Genomic DNA, 25,788 nt, shown 5'->3' on the forward strand with positions numbered 1-25,788 from the left:
CGGATGTCGGCGGTTCGATATAGGCTTGGCTCAGTGAATCAGCATGCCGCCGTTCACATCGAGCGTGATGCCGGTCAAGTAGCCCGACAGGTCGCTGATCAGAAAAAGGCAGGCATTGGCGACATCGGCAGCGTCGCCGAGCCGGCCCAACGGAATGCCCTTGATGATTTCCGTGCGCATGTCGGGCGTGAGCTTGTCGCCTGTTATGTCGGTTTGTATGAGGCCCGGCGTGATTGAATTCACGCGGATGCCGTTGGCGCCGAATTCCCGTGCCATGGCCTTGGCAAGGCCGAGCACACCGGCTTTCGCCGCGCTGTAGTGGGGGCCGCCAAAGATGCCGCCGCCCCGTTGCGCGGAAACGGACGACATGCAGACGATGCTGCCGCCGCCTTGTTCCCTCATCGCGGGGATGACGGCCTGCGACATGTACAACGTGCCGCGTAGATTCACGTCGACGATCGCATCGAAATTCTCGGCCGAGATCTCCAACGTGCGCACCGGCTGGGTGATGCCCGCGTTGTTCACGAGTCCGTCGATTCGTCCGTAGTGCTCGAACGTTGCGCGCGCAGCGGCGACACACGCTGCTTTGTCGGTCACATTGCAGGCTAAACCGAGATGTCCTTCGCCGAGCTCCGCGGCGGCCGACTTCGCATCTGCCTCGCGCAAATCGAGCACGACGACTCGCGCGCCTTGCGCCGCGAGCGCACGGGCGGTGGCTTTACCTATGCCGCGCGGGGATGCGGCGCCGGTCACCATGACGATCTTGTTCTCGAGCAACATCGTTTGTCTCCAATTGAACGATGGCTGGAGTTTCGGTGTTGGGAGCGCACGCATCAACGCGGTATCGCTCAACATCGATTGAGAAATATTCAGGTGAGGCGATGATGCATCGCATCATCGGCAGCGGGCGATCGCCGCGCCATGCTGTGCGATCAGCTGGCGGCGCGCTGAGTGTCCATCCATGCGAGGAATCGCTCGACACGGGGCAAATCCGCGTTCTGCGACGGGTAGACCAGATGATGGGCACTGACCTCGACGGCGAAGCTTTCGTCGAACACGGGCACCAGCACGCCTTCCTTGATGCGCACGGAGGCGAGCATCAGCGATTCAAGTGCGATGCCGAGCCCCATGGCGGCTGTCTCGAGCGACATGTATGAACGGTCATACGAAAAATCGAAGGTCTTGTGCGCGGCGGAGACACCGGTTCTGCCGAACCATTGATTCCATTGCACGAGCGGCGTTTCCGAATAGATCAGCCTGCAGTTCAGCAGATCGTCAGGCTTGCTGACCGGGTATTGTTCGAGATAGCGAGGCGACGCGAGCGGCGCGATGAACTCGCCGCGCAGCGTCTTGATCTCGAGGTTCGTCCAATTGCCGTAACCGTGCCGGATGTCGATGTCGTAATAGCCATTCGAAAACGACACGTTCTCATACGAGCAGGCGAGATTGAGCTGGATATCGCCGTTGGCTTCCTGGAACGACGCGAGCCGCGGCAGCAGCCACATGAGGCCGAAGCTCGGACTTGAATGCACCCGTAGTATTTCCAGCCCCTTGACGTTCGACGCTCGTTCCGTTGCGCGGCTCAGATCGGCGAGCGAGCCCGTGACATCGGACAGATAGCGTTTGCCCGTAGGGGTCAATACCAAGCCCCGTCCCGATCTGACGAACAAGTCCCGCCCAATCATCGATTCGAGGTTGCCTATCTGGTGGCTCACGGCCGAGGCGGTCAATCCGAGCTCTTCCGCGGCGCGATTCACGCTGCCTGTGCGCGCGACGCTTTCGAACGCGAGGATCGCTTTGAGAGGGGGGATACGCATAGTTAAATTTTTTTCAGTCGCAGTTGAACGAAACCGCCTTGTCCGGGAAGCGCGGGCACTGCCATGCTGGAAACACTTTGCGCGAAGCAGGCAGCGTGCAATCCCTGAAGATGAGTTGCCGAAGTGGCAGTTACGACGAATATAGCGCGCTCCGGGATGTTGCACGATGCGGCGCAGTAAAAACACGAGAAGTTACGGAGACACGCATGTCGGAATACTTGTTGTCCGCGCGTTCGATCGAGAAGCGCTTTGGACCGACGACTGTGTTGCGCGGATTCGACCTGTCGGTCGCGCGCGGCGAGGTCCACGCATTCCTCGGCGGCAACGGCGCCGGCAAGTCGACTTTCATCAAGATCGTCTCCGGGCAACATCAGCGCGACAACGGCGCTATCGAGTTCGAGGGTAGACCCATTGGAACCTCCATCACGGCGGATGTCGATCCGGGCGCCATTGCGGTCGTCAATCAGGAACTGGCCTTGTTGCCGCATCTTTCCGTCGCGGAAAACATTGCGTTGCCGCGGCTTCGGCGCGGCGCGCGCACATACAGCGAACGCATCGCGAGAGCGATGGCCACCGATGCGTTATCGCTCATCGATCCACAATTCGCTCATGAGTCGGTCGATCGTCTCGTCGGCGATCTGACGCTGCACGAGCGCCAACTCGTCGAAATCGCGCGGGCACTGAGCTCGGGCGCGAAACTGCTGCTGCTCGACGAACCCACGGCGAACTTGACGGCCGCGGAGACGGCGCGGCTTTTTTCGGTGGTGCGTCGCCTCATTGCCGAGACGGGACTCGCTGTGTTGTTCGTCTCGCACCGCATGCGTGAGATCCGGCAGGTTGCCGATGTCTGCACCATCATTCGCGATGGCAAGACGGCCGTCGACCGCGCGAAGCTCACATCGATCAGCGATCGCGACATTGTGGAATCGATGGGCCAGTTCATGACAACGGACGGGCCAGCAAAAGACTCGACCCAGCGTGCTTCGCATCCCAGTGCATCGCGCACCGTTGCGAGCACTGGTGCCGGTGTTCCGCTGCTGAGTCTGAGAAGGGCGGATGTTCGCCTGGATGTCTACCCCGGTACGATCGTGGGCCTCGCCGGAGCGCCGGCTGGCCCGGCGCGTCTTATCGATGCGTTGGCCGGGCTTGCGGCGCCTGGCGAATGGGAGCTGTTGCGCGCGGGCAAGCCGCTGCACTATGCAAGCACGTCCGCGGCCGCGCGGGACGGCGTCGGCTTCATTTCGGGAGACCGCGCAGACAGGGGCATCCTGCATAGCCTGCCCATCGTCGACAATCTGAGCGCAGCGGAGCGCGTCGTTCGCGGCCGGTCTTTCGCACGGCGTGCGGAGGCGGCCCACGGCGCGCAACTGCTCGAAACGTTGAATATTCGCGCGGGCTCGCTTTGGGACCTGCCCGCAACACTGAGCGGCGGCACACAGCAAAAGCTGCTCGTCGCCCGCTGGCTGATGCTCAATCCCACACTGCTGGTGCTCGACGAGCCCACGCGCGGCGTGGACATTCGCACCAAGCGAGAAATCTATGGGCTGGTCCGCCGATTGGCGGAACGCGGCTGCGCTGTCGTCTGGTGGTCTACCGAATATGTCGAGCTCGTCGAACTGTGCGACGTGGTGCTCGCTTTCGATCTGAACGGACAGCCGACCAAGGTGCTCGAGCACGCCGACATCGACGAATCGACGCTCGCCGACGCAACAGGCATGGCTGCCTGAGCGAGCGAACCGCGAGCAAACCGCGAGCGCATCATTTCCACTCAGGAGACATTATGAAGACGCTGCCACAAGCGATCTCGGCCGAACGCGAACCGCCTTCGAAAACGAGGCGACGGATCGTGTCGAGTTACCGAACGGAAATCGCGATAGCGATCGCCATCGTGGTCATCGAACTCGCGGTCGGCATGATCGTGCCGGCGGCGCTGTCGGTCGGTAACCTCGCCAACGTCACGCAAGCGGCCGCACCGCTCGCGATCATGTCGTTCGGCGTGCTGCTGGTGATCATCACAGGCGGCATCGATCTGTCCGTGGGCTCGGTGTTCTCGTTGACCGGAATGGTCACGGGGCTCGCCATGGCGCACGGTTGCGGCGCCCTCGTGAGTTCTCTCGCGGGACTCGGTATCGGACTGATCGTCGGCGCCGTCAACGGCGCACTGGTGACGTTCGTCGGGCTCGCGCCGTTCGTTGTGACGTTGAGTACTTATGCGATCGCGGGCAGCTTGTCGTTCATCGTCACGGACGGCCATTCGTTGCCCATCTCCGACCCGAATTACTGGCTGCTGAATTCGGGAACTATCGTTCCCGGGATTCCGAACTATGCGCTTTGGTGTGTGTTGCTGCTTCTGAGCATCGAACTCGGACTGAACAAGCTCGTCGCGGGCCGCTGGCTTTATGCGGTAGGCAGCAGCAGTTCGTCGGCACGAGCGATCGGCATTCCCGTCAACCGCATCCGCCTTTGCGCCTACTTGCTGTCGGGCCTGCTGGCGTCGTGCGCCGGCATCCTCAGCATTTCGTATATCAGCAACGCCGAGGCAACGGCGGGATCGAGCCTCATGCTGCAGGCGATCGCGGCGGTCGTGATCGGCGGCGCAAGCCTGTTCGGCGGAACGGGCTCGGCGATCGGCGCGTTACTCGGCGCGCTGATGATCACGATCATCCAGAACGGCGCGAACCTCATCGGCGTCAACAGCTTCTGGCAGGGCACCGTCACGGGAATCGTCATTCTCATTGCGGTCCTCGTCGACCGCGTGACCAAAGCGCGGCGCTAAGCCGAATCACATCGATAAAAGGAGACATGATGTCTACACCCGATCGCAATTCGAACATGTTTGGCCGGGGCCCGAAGTTCGTCATGCGGCTGATGCTGGCTGCAGCCGTTGCCGCTGCCTCGTCGGCCACGCCGCAGCTCGCCCTCGCGCAGAGCAAGCCCACGGTAGCGTATATCGCGCCGTCGCTCGATATTTCATATTGGCAGTGGGTGGCCTATGGCGTGAAGCAGCGTGCGCAGGAACTGGGCATGAACTACGTCGAGTTCACCTCGGAAAACTCTCCCGCAAAGCAGATGGACAATGTGCGCACTGCATTGACGCGCGGCGTGAGCGCGATCGTGATGGGCCCGGTTAGCTCCACCAGTACGCCGCCCGTGCTGCGTTTGCTCAAATCTCAATCGGTGCCCGTCGCATTTGCCGGCATCGGGCCGCAGTCAGGGCAGACCGACTACACATCGGCGGTCACCGCAAACAACTACGAAACCGGAAAGGCCGAGGGCGCATACGTATGCAAGCTCGCAAAGGAACGCGGCGGCAATAAGGTGGCCATGCTGTCGCTGCCACAGGATCGCGAGAACGCGCAGAAATACATGAAGGGCGCGCAGCAATCGTTCAAGAGCGATGGATGCGAACTGGTACAGGTGCTTGAGACGCATGGCCTGACCGTCAACGAGGCGGTAGCCCAGGCCAACGATATCCTCACTGCGCACCCCGACGTGAAGGCGATCTACGGCATGTACGACGAAGCGGCGACCGGCGCCGCCAAGGCCTTGCAAACGCGCGGCCTCACCGGTAAGGTCGCCGTCGTGACGGCCGACGGCAGCCCGACCACGATCCGCCTGCTGCGCGACGGCGCGATTCAGGGAATATTCCTGCAGGAGGCCGTGGGCCAAGGTATCGATGCGACCAGTCAGGTATTCAACGCGCTCAACCACAAACCGACCACGCAGGACCTTGCGCTCAAGGAACCGCTTGTGACGCGCGAGACGATCGACAGTCCCGAGGCGCGAGCGACGGTGAAGCGCGTGTACCCGCCGTCCGCGGGGAACTACTAACGCGAACTGAAGCAAGTGGGCGTGCCCGCCGCGCGATGCCTGGCGGGCGCGCTTTCCTTAAACGACATTCGGCTCGGAAAACGCCATGGACAATCTGCCCATCATCGATCCGCATCACCATCTCTACGATCTCAAAACCGGCCGCTATCCTTGGTTGCAGGGACCGATGCTCGAACGTGTTTTCGGCGACTATTCCGCGATTCGCCGAGACTACCTGATCGAGGATTTTCTCGACGATATCCGGAATCAGAACGTCGTCAAATCCGTTCATCTGCAAGTGGAATACGATCACAACGACCCCGTTGCCGAAACGCGCTGGTTGCAAAGCGTAGCCGACAAGCATGGATACCCGCACGGTATCGTTGGATTCGCGGACCTTGCGTCGCGCGATGTCGAATCGATCATCGAGGCACACTGCGCATTCCCCAACGTCAAGGGCATTCGCCAATGCCTGAATTTTCATCGCGATCCGGTCAAGACCTTTATCGACCACCCGCATTTGATGAGCGACAGCCAGTGGCGCCGCGGGTACGGTTTGCTGAGGCAATATGGGCTCTCATTCGATTTGCAGCTTTATTACACGCAGATGGAAGAGGCGAGCGCGCTCGCGCGCGATTTCCCTGATACGCAGATCGTGCTCAATCACACCGGAATGCCGGTAGATCGCGCGCCGGAGGAAATCGGGGCGTGGAAAAAGGCGATGAGGACGCTGGCGGGCGCGCCGAACGTTGCTTGCAAAATTTCGGGGTTGGGTATGGGCGACTGGAAGTGGACCGTGGAGAGCATTCGCCCGTTCGTGCTCGACGCGCTGGACGCATTCGGCGTCGAGCGTTGCATGTTTGCGTCGAACTTCCCGGTCGACAAGCTGTTCAGCAGCTACGATGATCTCTTTGATGCCTTCAAGTCGATTACACGCGACTTTTCAGCGGCGGAGCGCGCCGCGCTCTTCCACGACAACGCCGCCCGTGTGTACCGTCTTTGAGCCCGGCGTCGAGCGGTCTTACCGGCAGGCCAACAGCCAATCGCGAAACGCTGCGACGGACGGCAGCTCCGATTTATGGGCGGGATAGGCGAAGTAATAGCGCATCCCACTTGAGTAGGGCGAATCGAACGGCACAACGAGTTTTCCTGACTCGAGCTCATCTTCGATGAGGCATCGGGCCACGAGGCCGACTCCGATGCCCGTTGCGACTGCCTGAATCAAATGCGAGGTCAATTCGAAGATGGGCCCGGGGCGCAGGGTGCGTCCCCGGACCTTGCATGCATCGAACCATTCGCGCCAGATGTTCGGCCGGGTGGCGACGCGCAGCAGCAACAGCGAATCGACGTCCCGGGCCGATTTGATCGGGTGCCGCCGTAGCAGATCGGGACTGGCGATAAGCGCGAGCTCTTCTTCGAGCAGGCAGTGAGAGGTCAGCCCCGGCAGGTCGTTATCGCTGACGCCGATCACGGCATCCATGCCCGCCGTTTCCAGATCGAGCTGGCCGATTCTCGAATGCATATTGACGACGACGCTGGGATGGGCTGCATAAAACGAATGCAGGCGCGGCATCAGCCAGCGCGCGCCGAAGGTGGGCAGCACCGCGAGGTTCAGGTTCCCGCCGCCCGACCGATACGCAATGGCCTGCAACGTCGCGTTGCGTATCGACGCAATCGCCGCGCCCACCTCGCGCATATACATCCGGCCAGCATCGGTCAATACGATCCGGCGCCCCTTGCGTAGAAAAAGCCGGACATCGAGCAGCGCCTCGAGGGCCTGTACCTGGCGGCTGACGCCACTTTGCGTCAACGAGAGTTCTTCCGCCGCCCGCGTATAGCTTTGGTGCCGGGCCGAAGCCTCGAACGCCAGCAGCAGAGACATCGATGGAGTCAACGTGCGCGGATTCATTCATAAAACTCATGTAAGACCGCAAGACAATACACTTTTTCCGGTGCTGGAAGCAATCTAGACTTGGGATCCATGACTTATATGCCGTCGTTCGACGCGTCGACGATGCTGTGCGATGCCGGCCGACGGTCTTCGGGAGCCCCATGATTCCGCGTCTCGATCGCCTGCCCCAGAGCGGCAGCCTCTATCTGGACTTTGCAACGGAGCTGCGGATGCACGGCTTCGAGGGAGACATCCGCGACAGCTACGGCAGTCGCGCCGCGCTGGCCACGGATAACTCGGTCTATCAGATACTCCCTGCGCTCGTCGTGTTTCCGGCGACCCGAGAGGATCTGGTCAGGATCGCGCGCCTCGCGTCGAATCCGCGTTTTCACGCGCTGCGTCTTTTCCCGCGGGGCGGCGGCACGGGGACGAACGGGCAATCGCTCGGCGATGGTGTGGTGGTCGACCTGTCGCGCCACATGAATCGCATTCTCGAGATCAACGTCGAAGAGCGCTGGGCGCGAGTCGAAGCCGGCGTCGTCAAAGACCAGTTGGAAGCGGCGCTGGAGCCGCACGGCCTTTTTTTCGCGCCCGAGCTTTCGACGTCGAACCGAGCCACCCTCGGCGGCATGATCAACACCGACGCGAGCGGGCAGGGCTCATGCCGGTACGGCAAGACGCGCGATCATGTGCTCGAACTGGTCACCGTGCTGACCGACGGGACCGTCTGGACTTCCGCTTCGATCGACGACGAAACGCTGGCGGACATCAGCGCGCGCGACGATCTGGTCGGATGCGTGCATCGAACGGTGGACGACATCCAGAAGCGCGATGCCGCACTGATTCAACAGCACTTTCCGACGCTGAATCGCAGCCTGACCGGATACGATCTGGCTCACATTCGCGATAGCCGCGGCCGGTTCGATCTGAACAGCATTCTCTGCGGTTCGGAGGGCAGTCTCGGCCTCGTCTGCGAAGCCAAGGTCAACTTGCTCCCCATTCCGAAGTTTACGGCGCTGATCGTGGTGGGCTACGCCAGCTTCGATGCGGCGCTGCGCGATGCGCCGCGGCTCTTGAAGATCGATGCGGCCTCGATCGAGACCATCGATTCGGTCGTGCTGCGTCTGGCTCGCGAAGACAACACCTGGCCGGCAATCCGACGGTTCTTTCCCGATGCCGCCGCGCCGCTTGAAGCGGTGAATCTGGTCGAGTTCACCGCCCACGATCTCGATACGCTCGAAGCGACGCTCAGCGCGGGCGTTGCTTTACTGGGCGGTTCGGACGACGCGCGCGGCGTGTTGGGCCATGCGGTCGCGAACGGCCATGCTGAAGTGGGGAAAATCTGGGCCATGCGCAAGCGCGCGGTCGGCCTGTTGGGGCGCCTTCGAGGCGAGGCGCGCCCGATTCCGTTCGTGGAGGACACCGCGGTGCCTCCCGAGCACCTCGCCGACTACATCGCCGAGTTCCGCGCGCTGCTCGACCGCAGGGGACTCGTCTACGGGATGTTCGGGCACGCCGATGCGGGCGTCCTGCACGTGCGTCCGGTTATCGATATGAAGGACCCCGCGCAGGAGGGCCTGATACGTGCGATTACCGACGACGTGGTGGCGTTGACTCGGAAATATGGCGGCGTACTGTGGGGCGAGCATGGCAAGGGCTTGCGTTCGGAATATGCGCCGGCGTTCTTCGGCCCGCTGTATTCGCGGCTGCAGCAGATCAAGGCCGCGTTCGATCCGCGCAACCAGCTCAATCCGGGCAAGATCGCGACCCCGCCGGGACAGGCGCTGACGCGTCTCGATGAAGTCCCGACGCGAGGGCAACGCGACCGCGTCATACCGCTTGTATTGCGCCGCTCTTTCCCGGATGCGCTGCATTGCAACGGCAACGGGGCCTGTTTCAATTTCTCGCCCGACGACGCAATGTGTCCTTCCTGGAAAGCGCTGCGCGATCGCCGTTTTTCCCCGAAGGGCCGCGCATCGCTGTTGCGTGAATGGCTCTATTTGATCAGCGAGCGCGGACAGGCACATCATCTCGATGGGCGCGTGCCCGGCAATTTGCGGCGCATCGCCTCGCTGCCGCAAAAAATCCGCAACACGCGTGCGTTCCGCCGGGGCGAGTACGACTTCTCGCATGAGGTCAAAGAGGCGATGGATACCTGCCTGGCCTGCAAGTCCTGCGCGGGCCAATGTCCCGTCAAGGTCGACGTGCCCGCGTTTCGCGCCAAATTTCTGGCCGCCTACCACACGCGCTACCTGCGCCCGGCCAGAGACTGGGTGCTCGCCTGTCTAGAACCGGCGTTGCCCTGGATGGCCAAGGTTGCTCGGCTCGTGAATGCGATCCTGGCCAGCTCCGCGGGCCAATGGTCGCTGCGTGGTATCGGCCTCGTCGGCATTCCAACGCTGAGCGGTGTCGATCTGGCCGCCGAGGCGAGGCGCGGCGGCTTCGCGACGGCAACGCCCGAGCGCATCGCAGCCGCGCAAGCCCGTGGGCTGCGGACTGTCGTCGTCGTGCAGGACACGTTCACCAGTCATTTCGAAACGGGGCTCGTCGTCGACGCATTGCGCCTCATGGCGAAGCTCGGCTTTCATCCGCTGTTGGCGCCGCTATTACCGAACGGGAAGCCTTTGCATGTGCACGGGTTTCTCGACCGGTTCCGCCGTACCGCGCAACGAAACGTTCAAATGCTCGAGCGCCTCGAAACGGCGGGAGCGCCGCTGGTCGGTATCGATCCGGCGATGACGTTGGTGTATCGCTCGGAGTACAAGGAGGCCCTGGGCGAAGCGAGCGTGCCCCGGGTCCATCTGCTGCAGGAGTGGTTAGCCGAAGCGCTCGGATCCGGGACTCGCGCTGTCGCGCAGGATGGCGAGGCCTACGTGCTGCTTGCGCATTGCACCGAGCGCACGAACGCGGCGAATGCGATGGATGACTGGAAGCGGGTTTTCGCGGTTTTCGGCGCCCGGTTGAATGTGTTGTCGACGGGTTGCTGTGGAATGTCCGGCACCTACGGCCATGAGGCGCGCAACCGCGCGACCTCGGAGACGATTTACGCCATGAGTTGGGGGCCCGCCGTGGCGCGGCACGCGGCAGGCGGCAGACTGATGGCGTCCGGCTATTCCTGCCGCTGCCAGGTGAAGGCGGTTGACGCAGCGGAGCTGACGCATCCGCTGCAAGTGTTGCTCCGATTGCTCGACGCCGGACCGAGCGTGCTCAATTCAGCGTCTTCGACTTCTTCCCGGCGCGTGACGGCGGCTGGCACATGACGCACGCGCGGGCGCGGGGCAGATCGTGCTTATAGGAGACGAACTTGCCTTTGCACCGGCAGCAGGGATGCATATCGAGGATGCCGCCTTTGAAAAAGCGTACGAGCGTCCAGGCGCGCGTCAAGTCGAGATGCACATCGAGTCCGCCGCGCGTGCAATGCTCGCGGTAGAGGCGGTAACCCTTGGTGAGCGCATCGACGTGCGAACAGCTCGCTTCGTTTCTAAGAAAGGTGTACGTGTGGTAGAAGAGCGACGAATGAATGTTGGCCTGCCATGTCATATACCAATCGGCAGAGGAGGGCAGCATGCCCTTCGGCGGCGACTCGTCCTTGACCTCGCGATAAATGCGAATCAGTCGGTCGCGCGAGAGCGTCAGTTCCGATTCGAGCACCTGCATGCGGGCGCCCAGCTCAATCAACGCGACGGCGCGCGACACTTCCCGCGCTTCTTCGATCAGGCTCATCTTCGGCATGGCGTGCTCCGTTGGTCGGTCAGCTGAATTGCCTGGCAGGCTGTGCGGCCAGCAAAATGGCAGCATGCATCGCGCTCAGATCGCGGCCGGTATCGGTCGTTGCCAGAGCCGAGAGCATCGCGGCGTCATCGAACCGGATGTCGCAGACCAGGTCTTCGCTCTGGGCAAGCCTGACCGTTTGTGAAGGCGACAGCATCTGGATCAGGTTGGCCATCTGCGCCGACAAGCCCAGCCGAAACATGCCCTCGGCGAAATCATCGTTGAGCATGTGCTGCGCGAGCATCAGATACGAGATGTTGAATTCGCGCATCGATTCGAGCGTTTCGCGATCGTTCACTGTTTGCCTCTTCAGCGGGGGGCGGGTCGCACGACATTTGCCTGCACTGCTTCGAGGGACCTTCGGGCCGTGCGTGCGGTGAACGGAAGTATTGTTCAGATCGTTCGCGCTACCAATCAGCCACGGCGGAAGATTCTGTCGTCCGGACTACGCCCGCTGTCGGCGTTTTCCTACGTGGGCCGCTGCTCAGTGCGCGAGCACGCGCAGTCCATGCGCCAGATGTCCCACGGGCGCGGCCAGGAGCGGCCGGGCGACCCAACAGGCTGCCGCCCACGCCAGTGCGACCACGAGCAGATCGCAGCGCCCGCTCTTCCACCAGTTCAGCGAATGGCGCCTGAATATCCAAGGCACGCCGAGCGGATTGGGCCAGTCCGCAACGAGATGCATGAGGCCGCCGCACGCGAACCCGAACAGCGGCGCGGCGACGGGATGTGCATGGCCCAGCGAGCGATAGGCCAGGAGGAGGGCGGCAATCCATCCGACCCCCCAATGCGTGGCGGTGCGATGCGTGATCCAAAGCCGCCGGCTGCGGCTCCACCACGCGATTTCGAGCCAATCGGGCGCGGTGCCGCCTGCGACGCCCGCCAGGCACGCGGCCAAGCTGCCGATATACCAGGGGCCCGCCGCGCCCGCTTGCGCGACGAGCACCGCTGCGATCACACCTGCTGCCCAACCGGTCAGATGGTGCGCACTGCGAGATGCCATAACGAGGACCTGCTCGGAAGCCAAAAGGAATGGGACGCTATCACGGATGGGGCGCAGCCGTCGACGGCTGCGCGCCGGGATGCCACCAAAAGCGGAGGTGCCAACCGCCGGCGCAGGCATGCTCGATGCGCGGCCGCCTGCATGCCGCCGCCGGAGTCCCTATCATGCGTATCGCCCAGATCGCGCCGTTGTACGAAAGCGTCCCCCCTCACGCATATGGCGCGACCGAGCGCATCGTCCATTACCTGACCGAAGCGCTCGTCGCGCGCGGCCACGATGTGACCCTTTTCGCGAGCGGCGACTCGCGCACGTCGGCCCACCTCGTGCCGAGCTGCGAGCGCGCGTTGTGGCGCGATCGCAATGTCTGGGATACGCAGGCTCACCATCTTCATCAACTCGGGCAATTGGCCCGGCGCGCGCACGATTTCGATATCGTGCATTTTCATGGCGAGCCGCTGCACTTTCCGCTCGCGCGTTATCTGCCTTGCCGCCATATCACGACGCTGCACGGCTTACTGTTGCCCAACGACCATGGCCCGCTGCTGCGTACCTTTGCCGACGTTCCGCTGGTCTCCATTTCGCGTTCGCAGCGCACTCCGTTGCCCTGGGCTCGCTGGCAGCGCACGGTCCACCACGGCATACCGCCCGACGAACTGCCGTATGCGGAGCGTGCTGGTGAGTATCTGCTGTTCATGGGCCGGATAACGCCCGGCAAGCGTCCCGATCTGGCAATCGAGATCGCCTGTCGTGCGGACGTCCCGCTCAAAATCGCCGCGGTGGTTCACGAAGGCGAGCGAGCCTATTTCCACGAGACGATCGAACCGCTCATCGCACGACATCGCCGCCATGTCGAATTCCTCGGCGAAGTCGGTGGCGAAGCGCGGGCCCGTCTGCTTTCCAATGCCCGCGCGCTGCTGATGCCGATCGATTGGGAGGAGCCGTTCGGTCTTGTGATCGTCGAGGCGATGGCCTGCGGCACGCCTACGATCGCGTTCCGTCGCGGTGCCATACCGGAGATTGTCGAAGACGGCCTGAACGGCCGCGTGGTCGACGACGTCGAAAGCGCCGTCGCTGCCGTTCACGCGATAGGCGACATCGACCGCCGCACGTGCCGTCGCGTATTCGACGAGCGTTTCACGGCACAGCGGATGACCGGCGATTATCTGAGCGTCTATGAAAGCCTGCTCGCCCGGCAGCCTTACACTCCCGCGAGCCCCTATTACGCCGGAGCCAGGGTGATGAGGCGGCCCGCCGGATAGGCGGGCCTCCGGTTATTTTTTCTGGCTACCGAGTTCCGCGCCCGTGGTGGGATCCACGGTGCGGTCTGACTGCTGGCGCTGCGCCATGGCCTCGAGCGCCGTACGCTCCGCATTGGACAGGACGACCGATGCCTTGCCATCGCCCCCATCCGCTGCCGCGGGCGGATTGGCGACGAGCCGCAGGCCATCGCCCCGATTCCACGGGCCTTCGATAGGCGCGTCGCCTTGCGACATCTTGTAGTAGACCTGCGCGAACTCGCTCGAGGGCGGACGTTTTCCCGGCGGGAAATTGCCCGTGATCGAATACAGCGCTTTCTCGAACGACTTCTGATGCGACACTTCGCGCGTCATGAGAAAGCCCAGAGCATCGCGCACGCCCGGGTCGTCGGTCACGTTCATGAGGCGTTCATAGATAATTTTTGCGCGCGCCTCGGCGGCAATGTTGGAGCGCAGATCGGCGGTCGGTTCTCCGATCGTGTCGATGTAGGCCGCACTCCAGGGCACGCCGCCCGAATTCGTGAGCGCCGGACCCCCGCCGTAAAGCAGTTGCGTCACGTGGCTGTCATTGCCGGCGCCGTGGAGCTTGCGATAGCTCTCGGCTTGCGCATCGATGTTCTCGGCGAGCTCGCCTTTCGCACCGCGGTTCAGCATCGCGACGATCGAACCGATGATCTCGAGGTGGCTCAGCTCTTCGGTCGCGATGTCATAAAGCATATCCTTGCGCCCCGAATCCTCTTCGCCAACGGCTTGCGTGAAATAGCGCATGGCGGCGGCGAGCTCGCCCTGCGGCCCGCCGAATTGTTCGAGCAGCAGATTGGCGAGACCGGGGTCGGTCGCGCCGACGCGCACGGTGTATTGCAGACGCTTGTTGTGAATGAACATGGGAACTCCTTCGAGAAGACGAGAATGGATGCCTCCGGCCAGGTATCGGTGCCCGCTCGGCCTATCCGGATACGCAACGGCTATTCCCGCCGGCCCACGTCGGCTCATTGCCGGTGTGGCAGGCAAATTGCTGGGTGCAGGCGCAAAGGAGGGCGCCATGAGCGACCATCGACAAGGACCATTGAAAGAGCGGCGCCGTCTCGGCAGTTGGATGCCGGCGCGGGAAGAACGCACCGCGGCGTTTCGCTGCGAGATTGCCGCGCGGGCGCGGGCAAGGGCCGAACGCGCGGGGCAGGCATGATCACTACGCAAGCGTGGTTCGCGACCTGTCGCATCTCGTGCACGGCGATCCCGTGCTTCGGATGAACCTGACCCGCGCAATCGACGACGCGCGCGACGCGGGCTATGAGCTGGGCTACGGATCGATCGATGAGTTGATTCGCATCGTCGACTATCGTGCGCGAAAACGCGGGTGCGCGGTATTCCGGCCGGGCGTCATCGATACGTTCGTGCCGCAGCCGCCGTACCGCGACGATGGCCCGCCGATCCGCGTCAATGCGCATCTTGCGACGGCGAAGCGTTCGAGGCGTTGATCGAAGCCGAATCTTGGCGGGTGATTTGCCCAGTGCTCGCTACCTGTTACACGACCTTTCGCGGATTTTGCGTGCGGCGGCGCAAGCACACCGGGTGGACGTAAGCGCGCAGCGGGTATATAAGAACCGCACGGGGTCTCGACCGGCGGTGCGTTTGCGGAGCACGGCGGCCGGCGCAGGACCCGCCGAATGTGAGGAAATGACCGTCATGATGTCCGATCCGTCGAACAAACCCAGCGAAGACCGACCCTCCAAACCGCTCGAACTAGGCGAGTTCGAATCGGCGCTCAGTCACGTCGACAAGCAGCTCAGCACCGGTAACATCGCCGTCAGCGCCGCAAAAGGCATCGTATACAGCTTGATCGAGACGCTTGGCGCGCTCGTGGGCGATCCCGACCTCCCCGAGCACAGCCGGGCAGGCTACGAAGGATTGCTCGAGACGGCCCGGGAACTACGAGCGAAGATCGGCATGTAGCGCGGCGCCGATTGGCAAGCATCGGCCGTCGGTCCGACCCCCCGAGGACGGCGTCTAGCGCCGAATCGGCGACGCCCGGCTGCGGCCTGCTAAAATGCCCGCGCCGCCATGTAGTGGATCGCAGATGAAATTGCTTGATGCTTTGGTCGAACAGCGCATCGCCGCCGCAGCAGCGCGTGGGGAGTTCGACGATTTGCCCGGCGCCGGAGCGCCGCAGGAACTCGACGACGACTTGCTCGTGCCCGAGGAAGTGCGCGTCGCCAATCGTATACTGAAGAACGCGGGTTTCGTGCCGCCGGCCGTGGAGCAACTGCGCTCGCTGCGTCATCTGCAAGACGAACTGAACGCCGCGGGCGACCAGGCGGCGCGTTGCCGCCTACAGGCCAAGCTGCTCGCCCTCGATATGGCACTGGAATCGCTGCGCGGCGAGCCAACGGTCGTGCCGCGCGAATACTGCCGCCGTATTGCCGAGCGGCTCTCCGAGCGCGTTCAGAGCGACGCGCAAGATGCGGCCCAGCCGCAGCAGGTTGGGCTTTCGTGAACGAACGCGATACGCGCTCCGTTGCGCCCGGTTCCGAGCAGAACGGTGCGAGCGCCAATGCGCAGGCCGCAACGGAGCGTGATCGCCGTTACATGGCACAAGCGCTGCAAGCCGCCGAGTCCGCGCGCGCAGCGGGTGAAGTGCCGGTCGGCGCGGTGCTGGTGCAAGGCGAACGCGTGCTCGCAACCGGCTTCAATCATCCCATCGGCGCTCACGACCCGTCGGCTCATGCCGAAATGGTTGCGTTGCGCGCGGCCGCCCAAACGCTGCAAAACTATCGGCTACCCGGCTGCGAGCTGTATGTGACGCTCGAGCCGTGTCTCATGTGCGCGGGCGCCATCATGCATGCGCGGATCGCTCGCGTCGTGTTCGGCGCGCACGATCCGAAGACGGGGGCGTGCGGCAGTGTCGTCGATGCCTTCGCCAATTCCCAGCTCAACCACCACACCCAGGTTAGTGGCGGCGTGCTCGAAACCGAGTGCAGCGACGCGCTGAAGTCATTTTTTGCGCATCGGCGCGGGGCGATTCGCGCCGCGCGTGCCGCGGCAACCGCGCATGCCGCTGGTGCGGCTGGTGCCGCCGATACCGCCGATGAGCAGGCCTGCATGCCCCGTCAGCCCGTGTGAGTAACATTGGCGAGGCGACACGTTCACCCGTTTCGAAATCGACCATGACCCGTTCGCACACCATCGAGATCGTCGCTCCCTCCGGCTACCCGCCCGATATGGCCGCCGTCGAGCGCGGCGTTGCGCGACTGCGCGCGCAAGGTCACCGCGTGAGCGGCGAGGAGGTGGCGCAGCGCCGTTATCTGCGCTTTGGCGGCACTGACGCGCAACGTGCGGGCGATCTCAACCGGCTTGCCGATCCGGCCCATCCGCTGCCCGACATCGTGCTGGCCTTGCGCGGCAGCTACGGGGCCGTGCGCATTCTCGACTTGCTCGATTATGCGGGTCTCGCGGGACGCCTCGCGGGGGTCCCGATCGCGATCTGCGGGCACAGCGATTTCACCGCGATTCAATTGGCGCTCTTTGCGCGAGCGGGTCTCGTGACGTTCGGCGCGCCGATGCTCACGGCCAATTTCGGCGCCGAGGCCATCAGCGCCTTCACCGACGAATGTTTCTGGACGGCGCTCGAATCGAGCGAATTCACCGTGCGCGAACCCGTCGCGCAGCGCGTTGAAATCGACGTGAGCGGCACGCTCTGGGGCGGCAATCTCGCGATGATCGCCGCGCTCGTCGGCACGCCTTACATGCCGCATATCGACGGCGGGATTTTGTTCGTCGAAGACGTCAACGAGCACCCGTACCGCGTCGAGCGCATGCTTTATCAGCTTCATCACGCCGGCATTCTCGCGCGCCAGCGGGCGCTGATACTCGGCGATTTCATCGGCGGGAAGCTGGCGCCCATCGACAACGGTTACGACTTTTCCGCCATGCTCGAGCACATTCGCACCGTCACGGGCGTACCGATCGTAACCGGCCTGCGCTTCGGCCATGGCAGCGAACTCGTTACGCTGCCGTTCGGTGCCCGGGCGCGACTCCAAGCCGGCGGCGACGGGTTCTCGCTGACCGTCAGCGGACATCCCACGCTCGCCTGAACCGCGCTTCCCGTCGCGCAGTGCGCGATAAATTGTTGACAATCTGACGCTCGGCTTCGCGCCCGGATGCGGTGCGCACCTTTCTCGGGAATGCACGCGGCTGGCGCGTCCATGCACCAAATAGCGGATTTTTAAGTAAAAACCCGCAATGATGGGTGCGGGCTTGTGGCCGAGAAAATTGTTGACAATCTTTATGTCCAACCTACTATACCGATCATGCCGACGCCGAAATCATCCGACGTCGCAATACCCTCGGCGATTGCCGAGCGCATTCGCGACGCGATCCTCGAACACCGGTTGAAGCCCGGCGCGAAGCTCACCGAGGCTCAGTTGTGCGAGGTGTTCGATGTCAAGCGCGGAACGGTGAGGCAAGCGCTATCGCAGCTCGCCGGCGAGCATCTCGTCGATCTCGAGCCGAATCGCGGCGCTTTCGTGGCCAGCCCGTCGCTACGCGAGGTGCATGAGGTGTTCGAGATGCGCCGCATCGTCGAGGCCGCGGTGATCGAGCGCGTTTGCGGCAATCAAGACGGGAAGGGGGCGGCGCATTTGAAGGCGATCGCCAAGATGATCGAGCGCGAACGCGCTGCGTTCGAGCATCGCGATTTCCGCTCATGGATCCGTCTATCGGGCGAGTTTCATACGGCGCTCGCGGAGCTCACGGGTAATCGCGTGCTCTGCAATTGTCTTGCGGGGCTCGTTGCGCGCTCGACGTTGATCTCGGCGCTCTACGAATCGCTGGGGCGCAGTCCGTGCTCGTTCGACGAACACGCACAAATCGTCGATGCAATCGGCGCCGGCGACACCGCCCGCGCCTCGGAATTGATGGTGCGTCACTTGCAGACGGTCGAATTGAAGATGCTCGATCGGCCCGCGCGCGGGGCGGCCGATTTGCGCGAGGTATTCGGCTAACACCCGCATGCGCCGTGGGCCCTGGCAACGCGGGTCCGCTTCAACTGTTTAGTACAACTAAATAATTCAGCCGCGAATCGCGCCGACCGCGGCTGCCGTTCGACAGGCGCTCGGTCTTGCGCTGGTATCCGACACGCCGCGCAGCAACGTTGTTCCTTTACCGGAGACGCTTATGCCTGACCTGACCGTACCCACCGATGCCGGCGCTGTCGGCCCATCGTCCTCCCATATCGATACGGGTGTGCCCGCGGGCTATAGCGAACGTCTGTGCAACGCGGATCTCGCGCCGCTGCGCGATCAACACTGGGGCGCGTACAACATCTTCGCGTTCTGGATGTCGGACGTGCATAGCGTGGGGGGCTATGTGTTCGCGGGCAGCTTGTTCGCGCTCGGTCTGACGAGTTGGCAAGTGCTGATTGCACTGTTGGTCGGCATCGGGATCGTGAATGTCTTCGCGAACCTGATCGCGAAGTCGAGCCAGCAAAACGGCGTGCCGTACCCGGTCATTTGCCGTGCCACGTTCGGCGTGCTCGGCGCCAATATCCCGGCCGTGATTCGCGGTCTCATCGCCGTTGCCTGGTACGGGATTCAGACCTATCTCGCATCGAGCGCGTTCGTCATCGTCCTGCTCAAGTTCGCCCCGCAGCTGATGCCCTATGCCGACCTTCATCACCATGGCTGGCTCGGCTTGTCGACGCTGGGCTGGGCCGGCTTCATGGTGCTCTGGGTCTTGCAGGCACTCGTGTTCTGGAACGGGATGGAGACGATCAAGAAGTTCATCGATTTCGCGGGCCCCGCGGTCTACGTGGTCATGTTCATCCTGGCCGGCTACATGGTTGCGCGCGCAGGCATATCGAACATCCATCTGAATCTGGGAACCGTGAAGTACCACGGCTGGGAGGCATTGCCTGTCACGATCACGGCGATTTCGCTCGTCGTCTCGTACTTCTCCGGGCCGATGCTGAACTTCGGCGACTTTTCGCGCTACTGCAAGAGCTATGCGAGCGTCAAACGCGGCAATTTCTGGGGGCTGCCGGTCAACTTCCTGGCGTTCTCGCTGGTCACGGTCGTGACGACGTCGGCGACGCTGCCCGTATTCGGCGAGCTCATCACGGATCCGGTCTCCACGGTCGGGCGCATCGATCAGCCGTTCGCCGTCGTGCTGGGCGCGCTGACGTTCATGATCGCGACGATCGGCATCAACATCGTCGCGAATTTCGTCTCGCCGGCGTTCGACTTCTCGAACGTGGCGCCGAAGCATATCAGCTGGCGCGCGGGCGGCATGCTGGCCGCGACGGCGTCGGTGTTCATCACGCCGTGGAACCTGTTCAACAACCCGGCCGTGATCCACTACACGCTCGATGTGCTCGGCTCGTTCATCGGCCCGTTATATGGCGTTTTAATCGTCGATTACTTCATCGTGAAGCGGCAGCATGTCGTGCTCGACGATCTCTATTCGATGTCGGAACACGGAACCTACTGGTACCGAGGCGGTGTGAACTGGCGCGCCGTCGCGGCCGTGCTGCCGGCTGCGGCGCTTGCCGTGGCCTGCGTCATGACGCCCGCGCTCGCAACGCTTGCGAACTTTTCGTGGTTCATCGGCGTGGGGCTTGCCGCCTTGTTCTATTGGCTCGCCACACGCGGGCTGCGCGGCTGATCGTCCGACGACATACTCAACGCTCGCGGGAACCACCAGGCCATGAAGATCAAACTCATCAATCCGAATACGACCGCACGCATGACCGATACGATGGCGGCATGCGCGCGCAGCATCGCGGCGCCGGGCACCGAGGTCATTGCCGCCACCTCGAGCATGGGGCCGCCATCGATCGAGAGTTGGTACGACGAGTCGCTCGCGCTGCCGGGGTTGTTGGCCGAAGTGGCGGCCGGCGAGCGCGACGGAATCGACGCTTACGTCATCGGTTGTTTCGGCGATCCGGGCTTGTTCGCGGCGCGCGAGCTTGCGCGCGGCCCCGTCATTGGCATTGCGGAGGCCGCAATGCATGCGGCGAGCGTCATCGCGCCGGGCTTCACGGTCGTCACCACGCTCGCCCGTACGACGGGCATGGCATGGCATCTGGCCGAGCGCTATGGCATGAAGCGGTTTTGCCGCAACGTGCGCGCGACCGAGGTTGCCGTGCTCGACCTTGACCGGCCCGGCAGCGGGGCGCGTCGAGTCATCGTGGATGAATGCCGCCGCGCGCTGGCGGACGATGGCGCTGACGCCATCGTGCTCGGCTGCGCCGGCATGGTCGACCTTTGCCGCGCGATCGAGGACGCGATCGGCGCGCCCGTCGTCGAAGGTGTCACCGCGGCGCTCAAATGGGCGGAGGCGCTCGCCTCGCTCGGGCTCGCCACGGCCAAACGCGGCGAGTATGCTCGTCCGCTCGCGAAGCGCTATGACGGTCCATTGGCCGAGTTCAGCCCGCGCGAGACGCCATAGGGCACCGCACAGCCGGTCCGCGGCATCCGCGCTGCCGGCGCGGGACATATGCGCGCGGTGAGCTTCGCTATCGGCGCGCCCGTATGGGCGCCCGAGGGCGTTTTCTATACACTGATCCGACTGATTCGAACCTTTGCCGTGCCTCGCACGCATGCCGCTGCGCCGCACGGACGGTCAACCTCTTTCTGGCAGGAACTTTGCCATGACATTCGAGCCTCGCTATCCGCGCGACCTGATCGGCTATGGCCGGCAACCCGTCCAGGCCGATTGGCCCGGTGGGGCGCGCATCGCTGTGCAGTTCGTTCTCAATTACGAGGAGGGCGGCGAAAACTGCGTACTGCATGGGGATCCCGCTTCCGAGCAGTTTCTGTCCGAAATCGTCGGCGCTGCCGCTTATCCGGCGCGGCACATGAGCATGGAGTCGATGTACGAGTACGGCTCGCGCGCGGGCGTCTGGCGCATCTTGCGCGAGTTCGACAAACGCGGCCTGCCGCTTACGATCTTCGGCGTCGGCATGGCGATCGAGCGCAACCCCGAAGTGGCACGCGCGTTCGTCGAAGCGGGGCACGAGATCGCCTGTCACGGATGGCGCTGGATCCACTATCAGGACATGCCGCCCGAGCGTGAAGCCGAGCATATGCGGCTCGGCATGGAGGCGATCGAGCGCGTGACGGGCGTGCGCCCGCTCGGCTGGTATACAGGACGCGACAGCCCGAACACGCGGCGGCTCGTGGCCGAGTACGGTGGCTTCCTTTACGACTCCGACAACTACGGCGACGATTTGCCGTTTTGGACCGAAGTCGAGGTGACAGGCGGCGAAAAGCGGCCGCAACTGATCGTTCCGTATACGCTCGATACGAATGACATGCGGTTTGCGACGCCGCAAGGCTTCAACACGGCCGATCATTTCTTCAGCTACTTGCGCGATGCCTTCGACGTGCTTTACGAGGAAGGCGGTGAAGCACCGAAAATGCTGTCGATCGGCATGCATTGCCGTCTGCTCGGCCGGCCCGGGCGTTTTCGCGCGCTGCAGCGGTTCCTGGACCATATCGAAGGCAGGGATCGCGTATGGGTGGCGCGCCGCGTCGACATTGCGCGCCATTGGCATACGCGTCATCCCTATCGGCCAAACAAGGATGGCGCGCGCGCGTGAAGCCCATGCAATACCGATACACGCTGGAACAACTGAACACGATGCCGCGCGACGCATTCGAGGCCGCGCTATCGGGCATCTTCGAGCACTCTCCCTGGGTGGCGCGGCAGGCGGCCGAGGCAAGGCCGTTCTCGAGTATCGATGCGCTTCATGCGGCGATGTGCGGCATCGTGGCCAACGCGGGCCCGGCGCGGCAACTCGCGCTCATCAATGCCCATCCGGAACTCGCCGGCAAAGCTGCGGTGCGCGGCGAGTTGACGGCGGAATCGACACGCGAGCAAAGCGGTGCGGGTCTTGCGCAATGCACGCAGGAAGAGTTCGATAAACTGCAGCGTTTGAATCGAGCCTACCGCGAGACGTTCGGTTTTCCGTTCGTTCTCGCCGTGCGCGGCTACGACCGGGCGGGCATCATCGCGAATTTCGAAGCGCGTTTGAACAACGCGCGCGACGAGGAACTGCGCACGAGCCTGGAGCAGATCTATCGCATCGCGCGGTTTCGCATCGACGATCTCGTGACGGCATGAACGCATCGATGCATTGATAGATCGACATTTCGAAAGATACAAAGGACGACAACGATGGCCCTCCCGATTCTCGACCCGAACGCGCCCGAGTTCACGCGCCGCTACGTCAATCTGGCCGATCCCCGCCTGGGCGCGCAGGCACTGGTGGCGAGCGACGAATTTTTCGCGCCCAAGGATCGCATGCTGAGCCCGGAGCCTGCCGTATTCATTCCGGGAAAGTACGACGAGCACGGCAAATGGATGGACGGGTGGGAGACGCGCCGTAAGCGCACGACGGGGTACGACTGGTGCATCGTGAAACTGGCGCGGGCCGGTACCGTCAAGGGCGTCGACATCGACACGAGCCATTTCACCGGCAACTTTCCGCCGGCGGCCTCGATCGAGGCCGCGTACGTGCCCGGCGGGGGGCAGCCTGACGATGCAACGCAATGGGCGCAGATCGTGCCTTCCACGACGTTGCAGGGCAATAGCCATCACTACCTGGAGACGAACGACACGCAGGCATACACGCACGTGCGCCTGAATCTGTATCCCGACGGCGGCGTCGCGCGCCTTCGCGTGTATGGCCAGCCGCAAGTCGATTGGGCCAATGTGAGCCGCGGCGCCGCGCTCGATCTGGCCGCGATGGAAAACGGCGCGTATATCGTCGCGGCGAACAACGAACATTTCGGCGCGGCCTCGACGCTATTGATGCCGGGCCGCGGTATCAATATGGGCGATGGCTGGGAGACGCGGCGGCGCCGCGAACCGGGCAACGACTGGGCGATCGTCGCGCTTGCGCATGCCGGCACTGTCGAGAGAATCGAAGTGGATACCGCGCATTTCAAGGGCAACTTCCCCGATCGCTGTTCGCTGCAAGCGGCTTGCGTCTCGGGGGGGACCGATCGCTCGATCGTCACGCAATCGATGTTCTGGCCGGTGCTGCTCGACGAGCAGAAGCTGAGCATGGATGCACAGCATGTGTTCGACACCGGTCTCGCCGCGCTCGGACCCGTGACCCACGTGCGCTTCAATATCTTCCCGGACGGCGGCGTCTCGCGCTTGCGTGTCTGGGGCCGCATCGAGTGAGCGCGGTATGAGAGAGCTTCTTATCGAACCGCTCACGCGCGCCGCGTTCGCGCCGTTCGGCGATGTCATCGAGCTCGATGGCGCGCGCCAACTCCCGATCAACCTCGGGACGACGATGCGCTACCACGACCTCGCCCATATCGATGTTGCCGAAGGTGGAGGGCGGCCGCTCCTGAATGTCTTTCGAGGCGAGCCGCGTGCGTTGCCGTTCGAAGTGCGGATGCTCGAGCGGCATCCGCTCGGCAGCCAAGCGTTCGTCCCGCTGACGGACGCGCCCTATTTGATCGTGGTGGCCCCGAAGGGCGAACTCGTGCCGGCCTCGATGCGCGCTTTCGTGTCGCGCGGCTGGCAGGGCGTCAACTACGCCAAGGGCGTCTGGCACCATCCGCTCATTGCGCTCGATCGAGTCAGCGATTTCGTCGTCATCGACCGCGGCGGCGAAGGCCACAACTGCGACGAGCAGACGCTGCCCGAGTCCGTGTGGCTCACCCAGGACGGCATGCGGCGCGCGCTCGCATGAGCGTTCGCGCCTGATCTCGCCCCGAAAATGGCGAGGCGGGCAAGCATAGTATTGCACCGCCGCAATCATCGAATACCCTGCCCACGTTTCGGCTCTTCCATGCTAAAGACGACGAAATTCGTGTCGTTATCAGAGCTAACGGATTAGAAGCTAGAAGCGCTGCCTACAAGAAGCAGCGCAATCCGTCGAAGAGCGAATACAAACGGGGTGTGTCGTGAATCAAAAACGATCGACCTGGACGCGCACGGCCGCGCCGGGAGAAGTCATCTATTCGGAAGGTTTCGCGGGCGAGCCCGTTATCTATGTGATTACGGAAGGTCGAGTCGAGATTTCCACACACTGCGACGAAAAGAAGGTCGTTCTCGCGACGGTTGGCAAGGGCGAATTCTTCGGCGAAGCGGCGCTGCTGCCGAGCGAGCCCCGCGCGCAGACAGCGAAGGCGTTGAGTTTTTGCCAATTGACCGTCGTGCCGTCGAGCATGGTCGATGAAGAGCTCGAGCGTGCTTCGCCGCTGCTGAAGCATTTGCTCAGAACGACCATTCGCCGCGGGAAAAAGAAAGACGACCTGCTCGCTACCTACACACATGCCGATTTCCTGCCGGGCGTGGTCTCGTACGCCCATGTACTGGCCCTGATGGCGAGTGGGGAAGGCACGGAGGCCTCGGATGGCTGGGGACGCCGTTCGCAGCCCGATGAGGTCGCGGTCACGTTGCCCAGCGTCATCGCGAAATGCCGTGCCATCGCCGGCCATTCTCGCCCGCACGTGATGACGATGCTCCGGCGCATGGAAAAGCTCAATCTCGTCGCCATGGAATTGGGCCGGACCGAGCATCTCGCCAACAACGGCCGGCACTCGACGAACGATGGCGCGACGGCCCGCCAAGTCGTGCGATTCGATCCGGCTCGGATTATCGAGCGCGCACAACAGGTTGCCGACCACGATCTCGATGTCGCGATCAACAGCGAGCTCGAACTGATCGAGCTCTCGGATCTCGAAGCGTTGATCGGCGTCGAGCGCAAGGTGCTCATGAACAAGCTGTCGCACTCGGAGATTGCGGAAGACCTGTTCGCGTTTCGCAAGACGAACGTCCTCAGCTACGTCGAGCAAAAGGGCATCAGCTATTTCACGAAGCGCAGCGCCCGGCCTGGCGGCGAAGTGGCCTCGCTCGAGGATCTCGAGTATGTCGATCAACGCACGCTGTTCGAAGCAGTCAGCGCGACCGACACATACGATCTCGCCAAGATGCTTGCCGCGATGACGGACGAGGCTGTCGCCGAGCGGCTCCAATCGGTCATGACCGAAGCGCGCAAGAAAGAGGTCTCCTGGGTGATGCGTCGCGAGATCAAGCTCGATCCGCTCGAGGTGAGCGATATCGAGCAGCGGTTCATCGAATCCGTCAGGGCGATCAAATTGGCGGCGGCTGGTGCGCCGGCCGAGCCGGTCAGACGCGAAGCCTGAACGGTAACCCGCGGGCATGACGAGGCGGCCGCGACGGTCATGCCGCGCATGAGGCGGTGAAGCGAGCCGCGCG

The 25,788-nt window shown here is 63.3% G+C and carries 27 protein-coding genes; 20 read left to right on the forward strand and 7 right to left on the reverse strand.

What is annotated here, in order from left to right:
- Positions 1-30: 30 nt before the first annotated feature.
- Positions 31-780 (reverse strand): glucose 1-dehydrogenase, encoded by a 750-nt coding sequence (locus tag VGL01_RS19190; RefSeq protein ID WP_331572125.1) that lies wholly within the window; start codon positions 778-780, stop codon positions 31-33.
- 152 nt (positions 781-932) lie between these two features.
- The gene (locus VGL01_RS19195) at positions 933-1,817 is read right to left on the reverse strand and encodes a LysR substrate-binding domain-containing protein (RefSeq protein WP_331572127.1); all 885 of its coding nucleotides are present in this window, start codon (positions 1,815-1,817) and stop codon (positions 933-935) included.
- Between the two features lie 206 nt (positions 1,818-2,023).
- On the opposite strand from VGL01_RS19195, the gene VGL01_RS19200 reads away from it, so the two are divergent.
- From VGL01_RS19200 to VGL01_RS19215, 4 genes are all read left to right on the forward strand, one after another.
- Positions 2,024-3,544 (forward strand): sugar ABC transporter ATP-binding protein, encoded by a 1,521-nt coding sequence (locus VGL01_RS19200; protein ID WP_331572128.1) that lies wholly within the window; start codon positions 2,024-2,026, stop codon positions 3,542-3,544.
- Between the two features lie 119 nt (positions 3,545-3,663).
- Positions 3,664-4,593: an ABC transporter permease gene (locus VGL01_RS19205; protein WP_331572130.1), complete on the forward strand. Its 930-nt coding sequence runs from the start codon at positions 3,664-3,666 to the stop codon at positions 4,591-4,593.
- A 26-nt stretch (positions 4,594-4,619) separates the two neighbouring features.
- A complete protein-coding gene (locus tag VGL01_RS19210) occupies positions 4,620-5,648 on the forward strand; it encodes a substrate-binding domain-containing protein (RefSeq protein WP_331572132.1) in 1,029 nt (342 codons plus the stop codon).
- 94 nt (positions 5,649-5,742) lie between these two features.
- A complete protein-coding gene (locus VGL01_RS19215) occupies positions 5,743-6,630 on the forward strand; it encodes an amidohydrolase (protein WP_331572329.1) in 888 nt (295 codons plus the stop codon).
- 18 nt (positions 6,631-6,648) lie between these two features.
- Here VGL01_RS19215 and VGL01_RS19220 read toward each other — a convergent pair whose 3' ends face one another.
- Positions 6,649-7,536, reverse strand: coding sequence for a LysR substrate-binding domain-containing protein (locus VGL01_RS19220; RefSeq protein ID WP_331572134.1), 888 nt, complete (start codon positions 7,534-7,536; stop codon positions 6,649-6,651).
- Positions 7,537-7,679: 143 nt separating this feature from the next.
- On the opposite strand from VGL01_RS19220, the gene ydiJ reads away from it, so the two are divergent.
- On the forward strand, positions 7,680-10,778 hold the full coding sequence (gene ydiJ, locus VGL01_RS19225; protein WP_331572136.1) for a D-2-hydroxyglutarate dehydrogenase YdiJ: 3,099 nt from the start codon (positions 7,680-7,682) through the stop codon (positions 10,776-10,778).
- On the opposite strand, the gene flhC is transcribed toward ydiJ, so the two are convergent.
- From flhC to VGL01_RS19240, 3 genes are all read right to left on the reverse strand, one after another.
- The gene (flhC, locus tag VGL01_RS19230; protein WP_173258089.1) at positions 10,726-11,250 is read right to left on the reverse strand and encodes a flagellar transcriptional regulator FlhC; all 525 of its coding nucleotides are present in this window, start codon (positions 11,248-11,250) and stop codon (positions 10,726-10,728) included. The genes ydiJ and flhC overlap by 53 nt on opposite strands.
- Positions 11,251-11,269: 19 nt before the next feature.
- Positions 11,270-11,587: a flagellar transcriptional regulator FlhD gene (gene flhD, locus VGL01_RS19235; RefSeq protein WP_173258091.1), complete on the reverse strand. Its 318-nt coding sequence runs from the start codon at positions 11,585-11,587 to the stop codon at positions 11,270-11,272.
- Between the two features lie 186 nt (positions 11,588-11,773).
- Positions 11,774-12,292: a metal-dependent hydrolase gene (locus tag VGL01_RS19240; RefSeq protein ID WP_331572138.1), complete on the reverse strand. Its 519-nt coding sequence runs from the start codon at positions 12,290-12,292 to the stop codon at positions 11,774-11,776.
- Between the two features lie 164 nt (positions 12,293-12,456).
- Between VGL01_RS19240 and VGL01_RS19245 the strand changes: the two genes are divergently transcribed.
- Positions 12,457-13,551, forward strand: a complete 1,095-nt coding sequence (locus VGL01_RS19245; protein ID WP_331572140.1) for a glycosyltransferase family 4 protein — start codon at positions 12,457-12,459, stop codon at positions 13,549-13,551.
- A gap of 12 nt (positions 13,552-13,563) precedes the next feature.
- Here VGL01_RS19245 and VGL01_RS19250 read toward each other — a convergent pair whose 3' ends face one another.
- Positions 13,564-14,433: a manganese catalase family protein gene (locus VGL01_RS19250; RefSeq protein WP_331572142.1), complete on the reverse strand. Its 870-nt coding sequence runs from the start codon at positions 14,431-14,433 to the stop codon at positions 13,564-13,566.
- A 157-nt stretch (positions 14,434-14,590) separates the two neighbouring features.
- On the opposite strand from VGL01_RS19250, the gene VGL01_RS19255 reads away from it, so the two are divergent.
- The 14 genes from VGL01_RS19255 (at position 14,591) to VGL01_RS19320 (ending at position 25,715) form a co-directional block, all read left to right on the forward strand.
- On the forward strand, positions 14,591-14,734 hold the full coding sequence (locus tag VGL01_RS19255) for a hypothetical protein (RefSeq protein ID WP_331572144.1): 144 nt from the start codon (positions 14,591-14,593) through the stop codon (positions 14,732-14,734).
- Positions 14,735-14,795: 61 nt separating this feature from the next.
- Positions 14,796-15,026: a hypothetical protein gene (locus VGL01_RS19260; protein WP_331572146.1), complete on the forward strand. Its 231-nt coding sequence runs from the start codon at positions 14,796-14,798 to the stop codon at positions 15,024-15,026.
- 208 nt (positions 15,027-15,234) lie between these two features.
- The gene (locus tag VGL01_RS19265) at positions 15,235-15,501 is read left to right on the forward strand and encodes a hypothetical protein (RefSeq protein WP_173258101.1); all 267 of its coding nucleotides are present in this window, start codon (positions 15,235-15,237) and stop codon (positions 15,499-15,501) included.
- A 124-nt stretch (positions 15,502-15,625) separates the two neighbouring features.
- The gene (locus VGL01_RS19270) at positions 15,626-16,042 is read left to right on the forward strand and encodes a DnaJ family domain-containing protein (protein WP_331572148.1); all 417 of its coding nucleotides are present in this window, start codon (positions 15,626-15,628) and stop codon (positions 16,040-16,042) included.
- Complete coding sequence (gene tadA / locus VGL01_RS19275) at positions 16,039-16,668, forward strand: tRNA adenosine(34) deaminase TadA (RefSeq protein ID WP_331572150.1); 630 nt, start codon at positions 16,039-16,041, stop codon at positions 16,666-16,668. Before VGL01_RS19270 ends, tadA begins: the two co-directional genes overlap by 4 nt.
- Before the next feature lie 44 nt (positions 16,669-16,712).
- Positions 16,713-17,639 (forward strand): muramoyltetrapeptide carboxypeptidase, encoded by a 927-nt coding sequence (gene ldcA / locus VGL01_RS19280; protein WP_331572152.1) that lies wholly within the window; start codon positions 16,713-16,715, stop codon positions 17,637-17,639.
- 216 nt (positions 17,640-17,855) lie between these two features.
- Positions 17,856-18,548, forward strand: coding sequence for a GntR family transcriptional regulator (locus VGL01_RS19285; RefSeq protein WP_331572154.1), 693 nt, complete (start codon positions 17,856-17,858; stop codon positions 18,546-18,548).
- A gap of 172 nt (positions 18,549-18,720) precedes the next feature.
- Complete coding sequence (locus VGL01_RS19290) at positions 18,721-20,205, forward strand: NCS1 family nucleobase:cation symporter-1 (RefSeq protein WP_331572156.1); 1,485 nt, start codon at positions 18,721-18,723, stop codon at positions 20,203-20,205.
- A gap of 42 nt (positions 20,206-20,247) precedes the next feature.
- Entirely contained in the window at positions 20,248-20,991 is a 744-nt protein-coding gene (locus tag VGL01_RS19295) for an aspartate/glutamate racemase family protein (protein WP_331572158.1), read from the forward strand.
- Positions 20,992-21,193: 202 nt separating this feature from the next.
- Positions 21,194-22,144 carry an allantoinase PuuE gene (puuE, locus tag VGL01_RS19300; protein WP_331572160.1) on the forward strand — a complete coding sequence of 317 codons (951 nt, stop codon included), beginning with the start codon at positions 21,194-21,196 and terminating at the stop codon, positions 22,142-22,144.
- Positions 22,141-22,668: a 2-oxo-4-hydroxy-4-carboxy-5-ureidoimidazoline decarboxylase gene (gene uraD, locus VGL01_RS19305; protein ID WP_331572162.1), complete on the forward strand. Its 528-nt coding sequence runs from the start codon at positions 22,141-22,143 to the stop codon at positions 22,666-22,668. Before puuE ends, uraD begins: the two co-directional genes overlap by 4 nt.
- A 54-nt stretch (positions 22,669-22,722) precedes the next feature.
- Positions 22,723-23,736: an allantoicase gene (gene alc / locus VGL01_RS19310; RefSeq protein ID WP_331572164.1), complete on the forward strand. Its 1,014-nt coding sequence runs from the start codon at positions 22,723-22,725 to the stop codon at positions 23,734-23,736.
- 7 nt (positions 23,737-23,743) lie between these two features.
- A complete protein-coding gene (locus tag VGL01_RS19315; protein ID WP_331572166.1) occupies positions 23,744-24,256 on the forward strand; it encodes an ureidoglycolate lyase in 513 nt (170 codons plus the stop codon).
- A 214-nt stretch (positions 24,257-24,470) separates the two neighbouring features.
- Positions 24,471-25,715: a Crp/Fnr family transcriptional regulator gene (locus VGL01_RS19320; RefSeq protein WP_331572168.1), complete on the forward strand. Its 1,245-nt coding sequence runs from the start codon at positions 24,471-24,473 to the stop codon at positions 25,713-25,715.
- The last annotated feature ends 73 nt before the right edge of the window (positions 25,716-25,788 follow it).

Origin of the sequence: Trinickia sp. (assembly GCF_036503415.1) — a bacterium.
Classification (GTDB): domain Bacteria; phylum Pseudomonadota; class Gammaproteobacteria; order Burkholderiales; family Burkholderiaceae; genus Trinickia.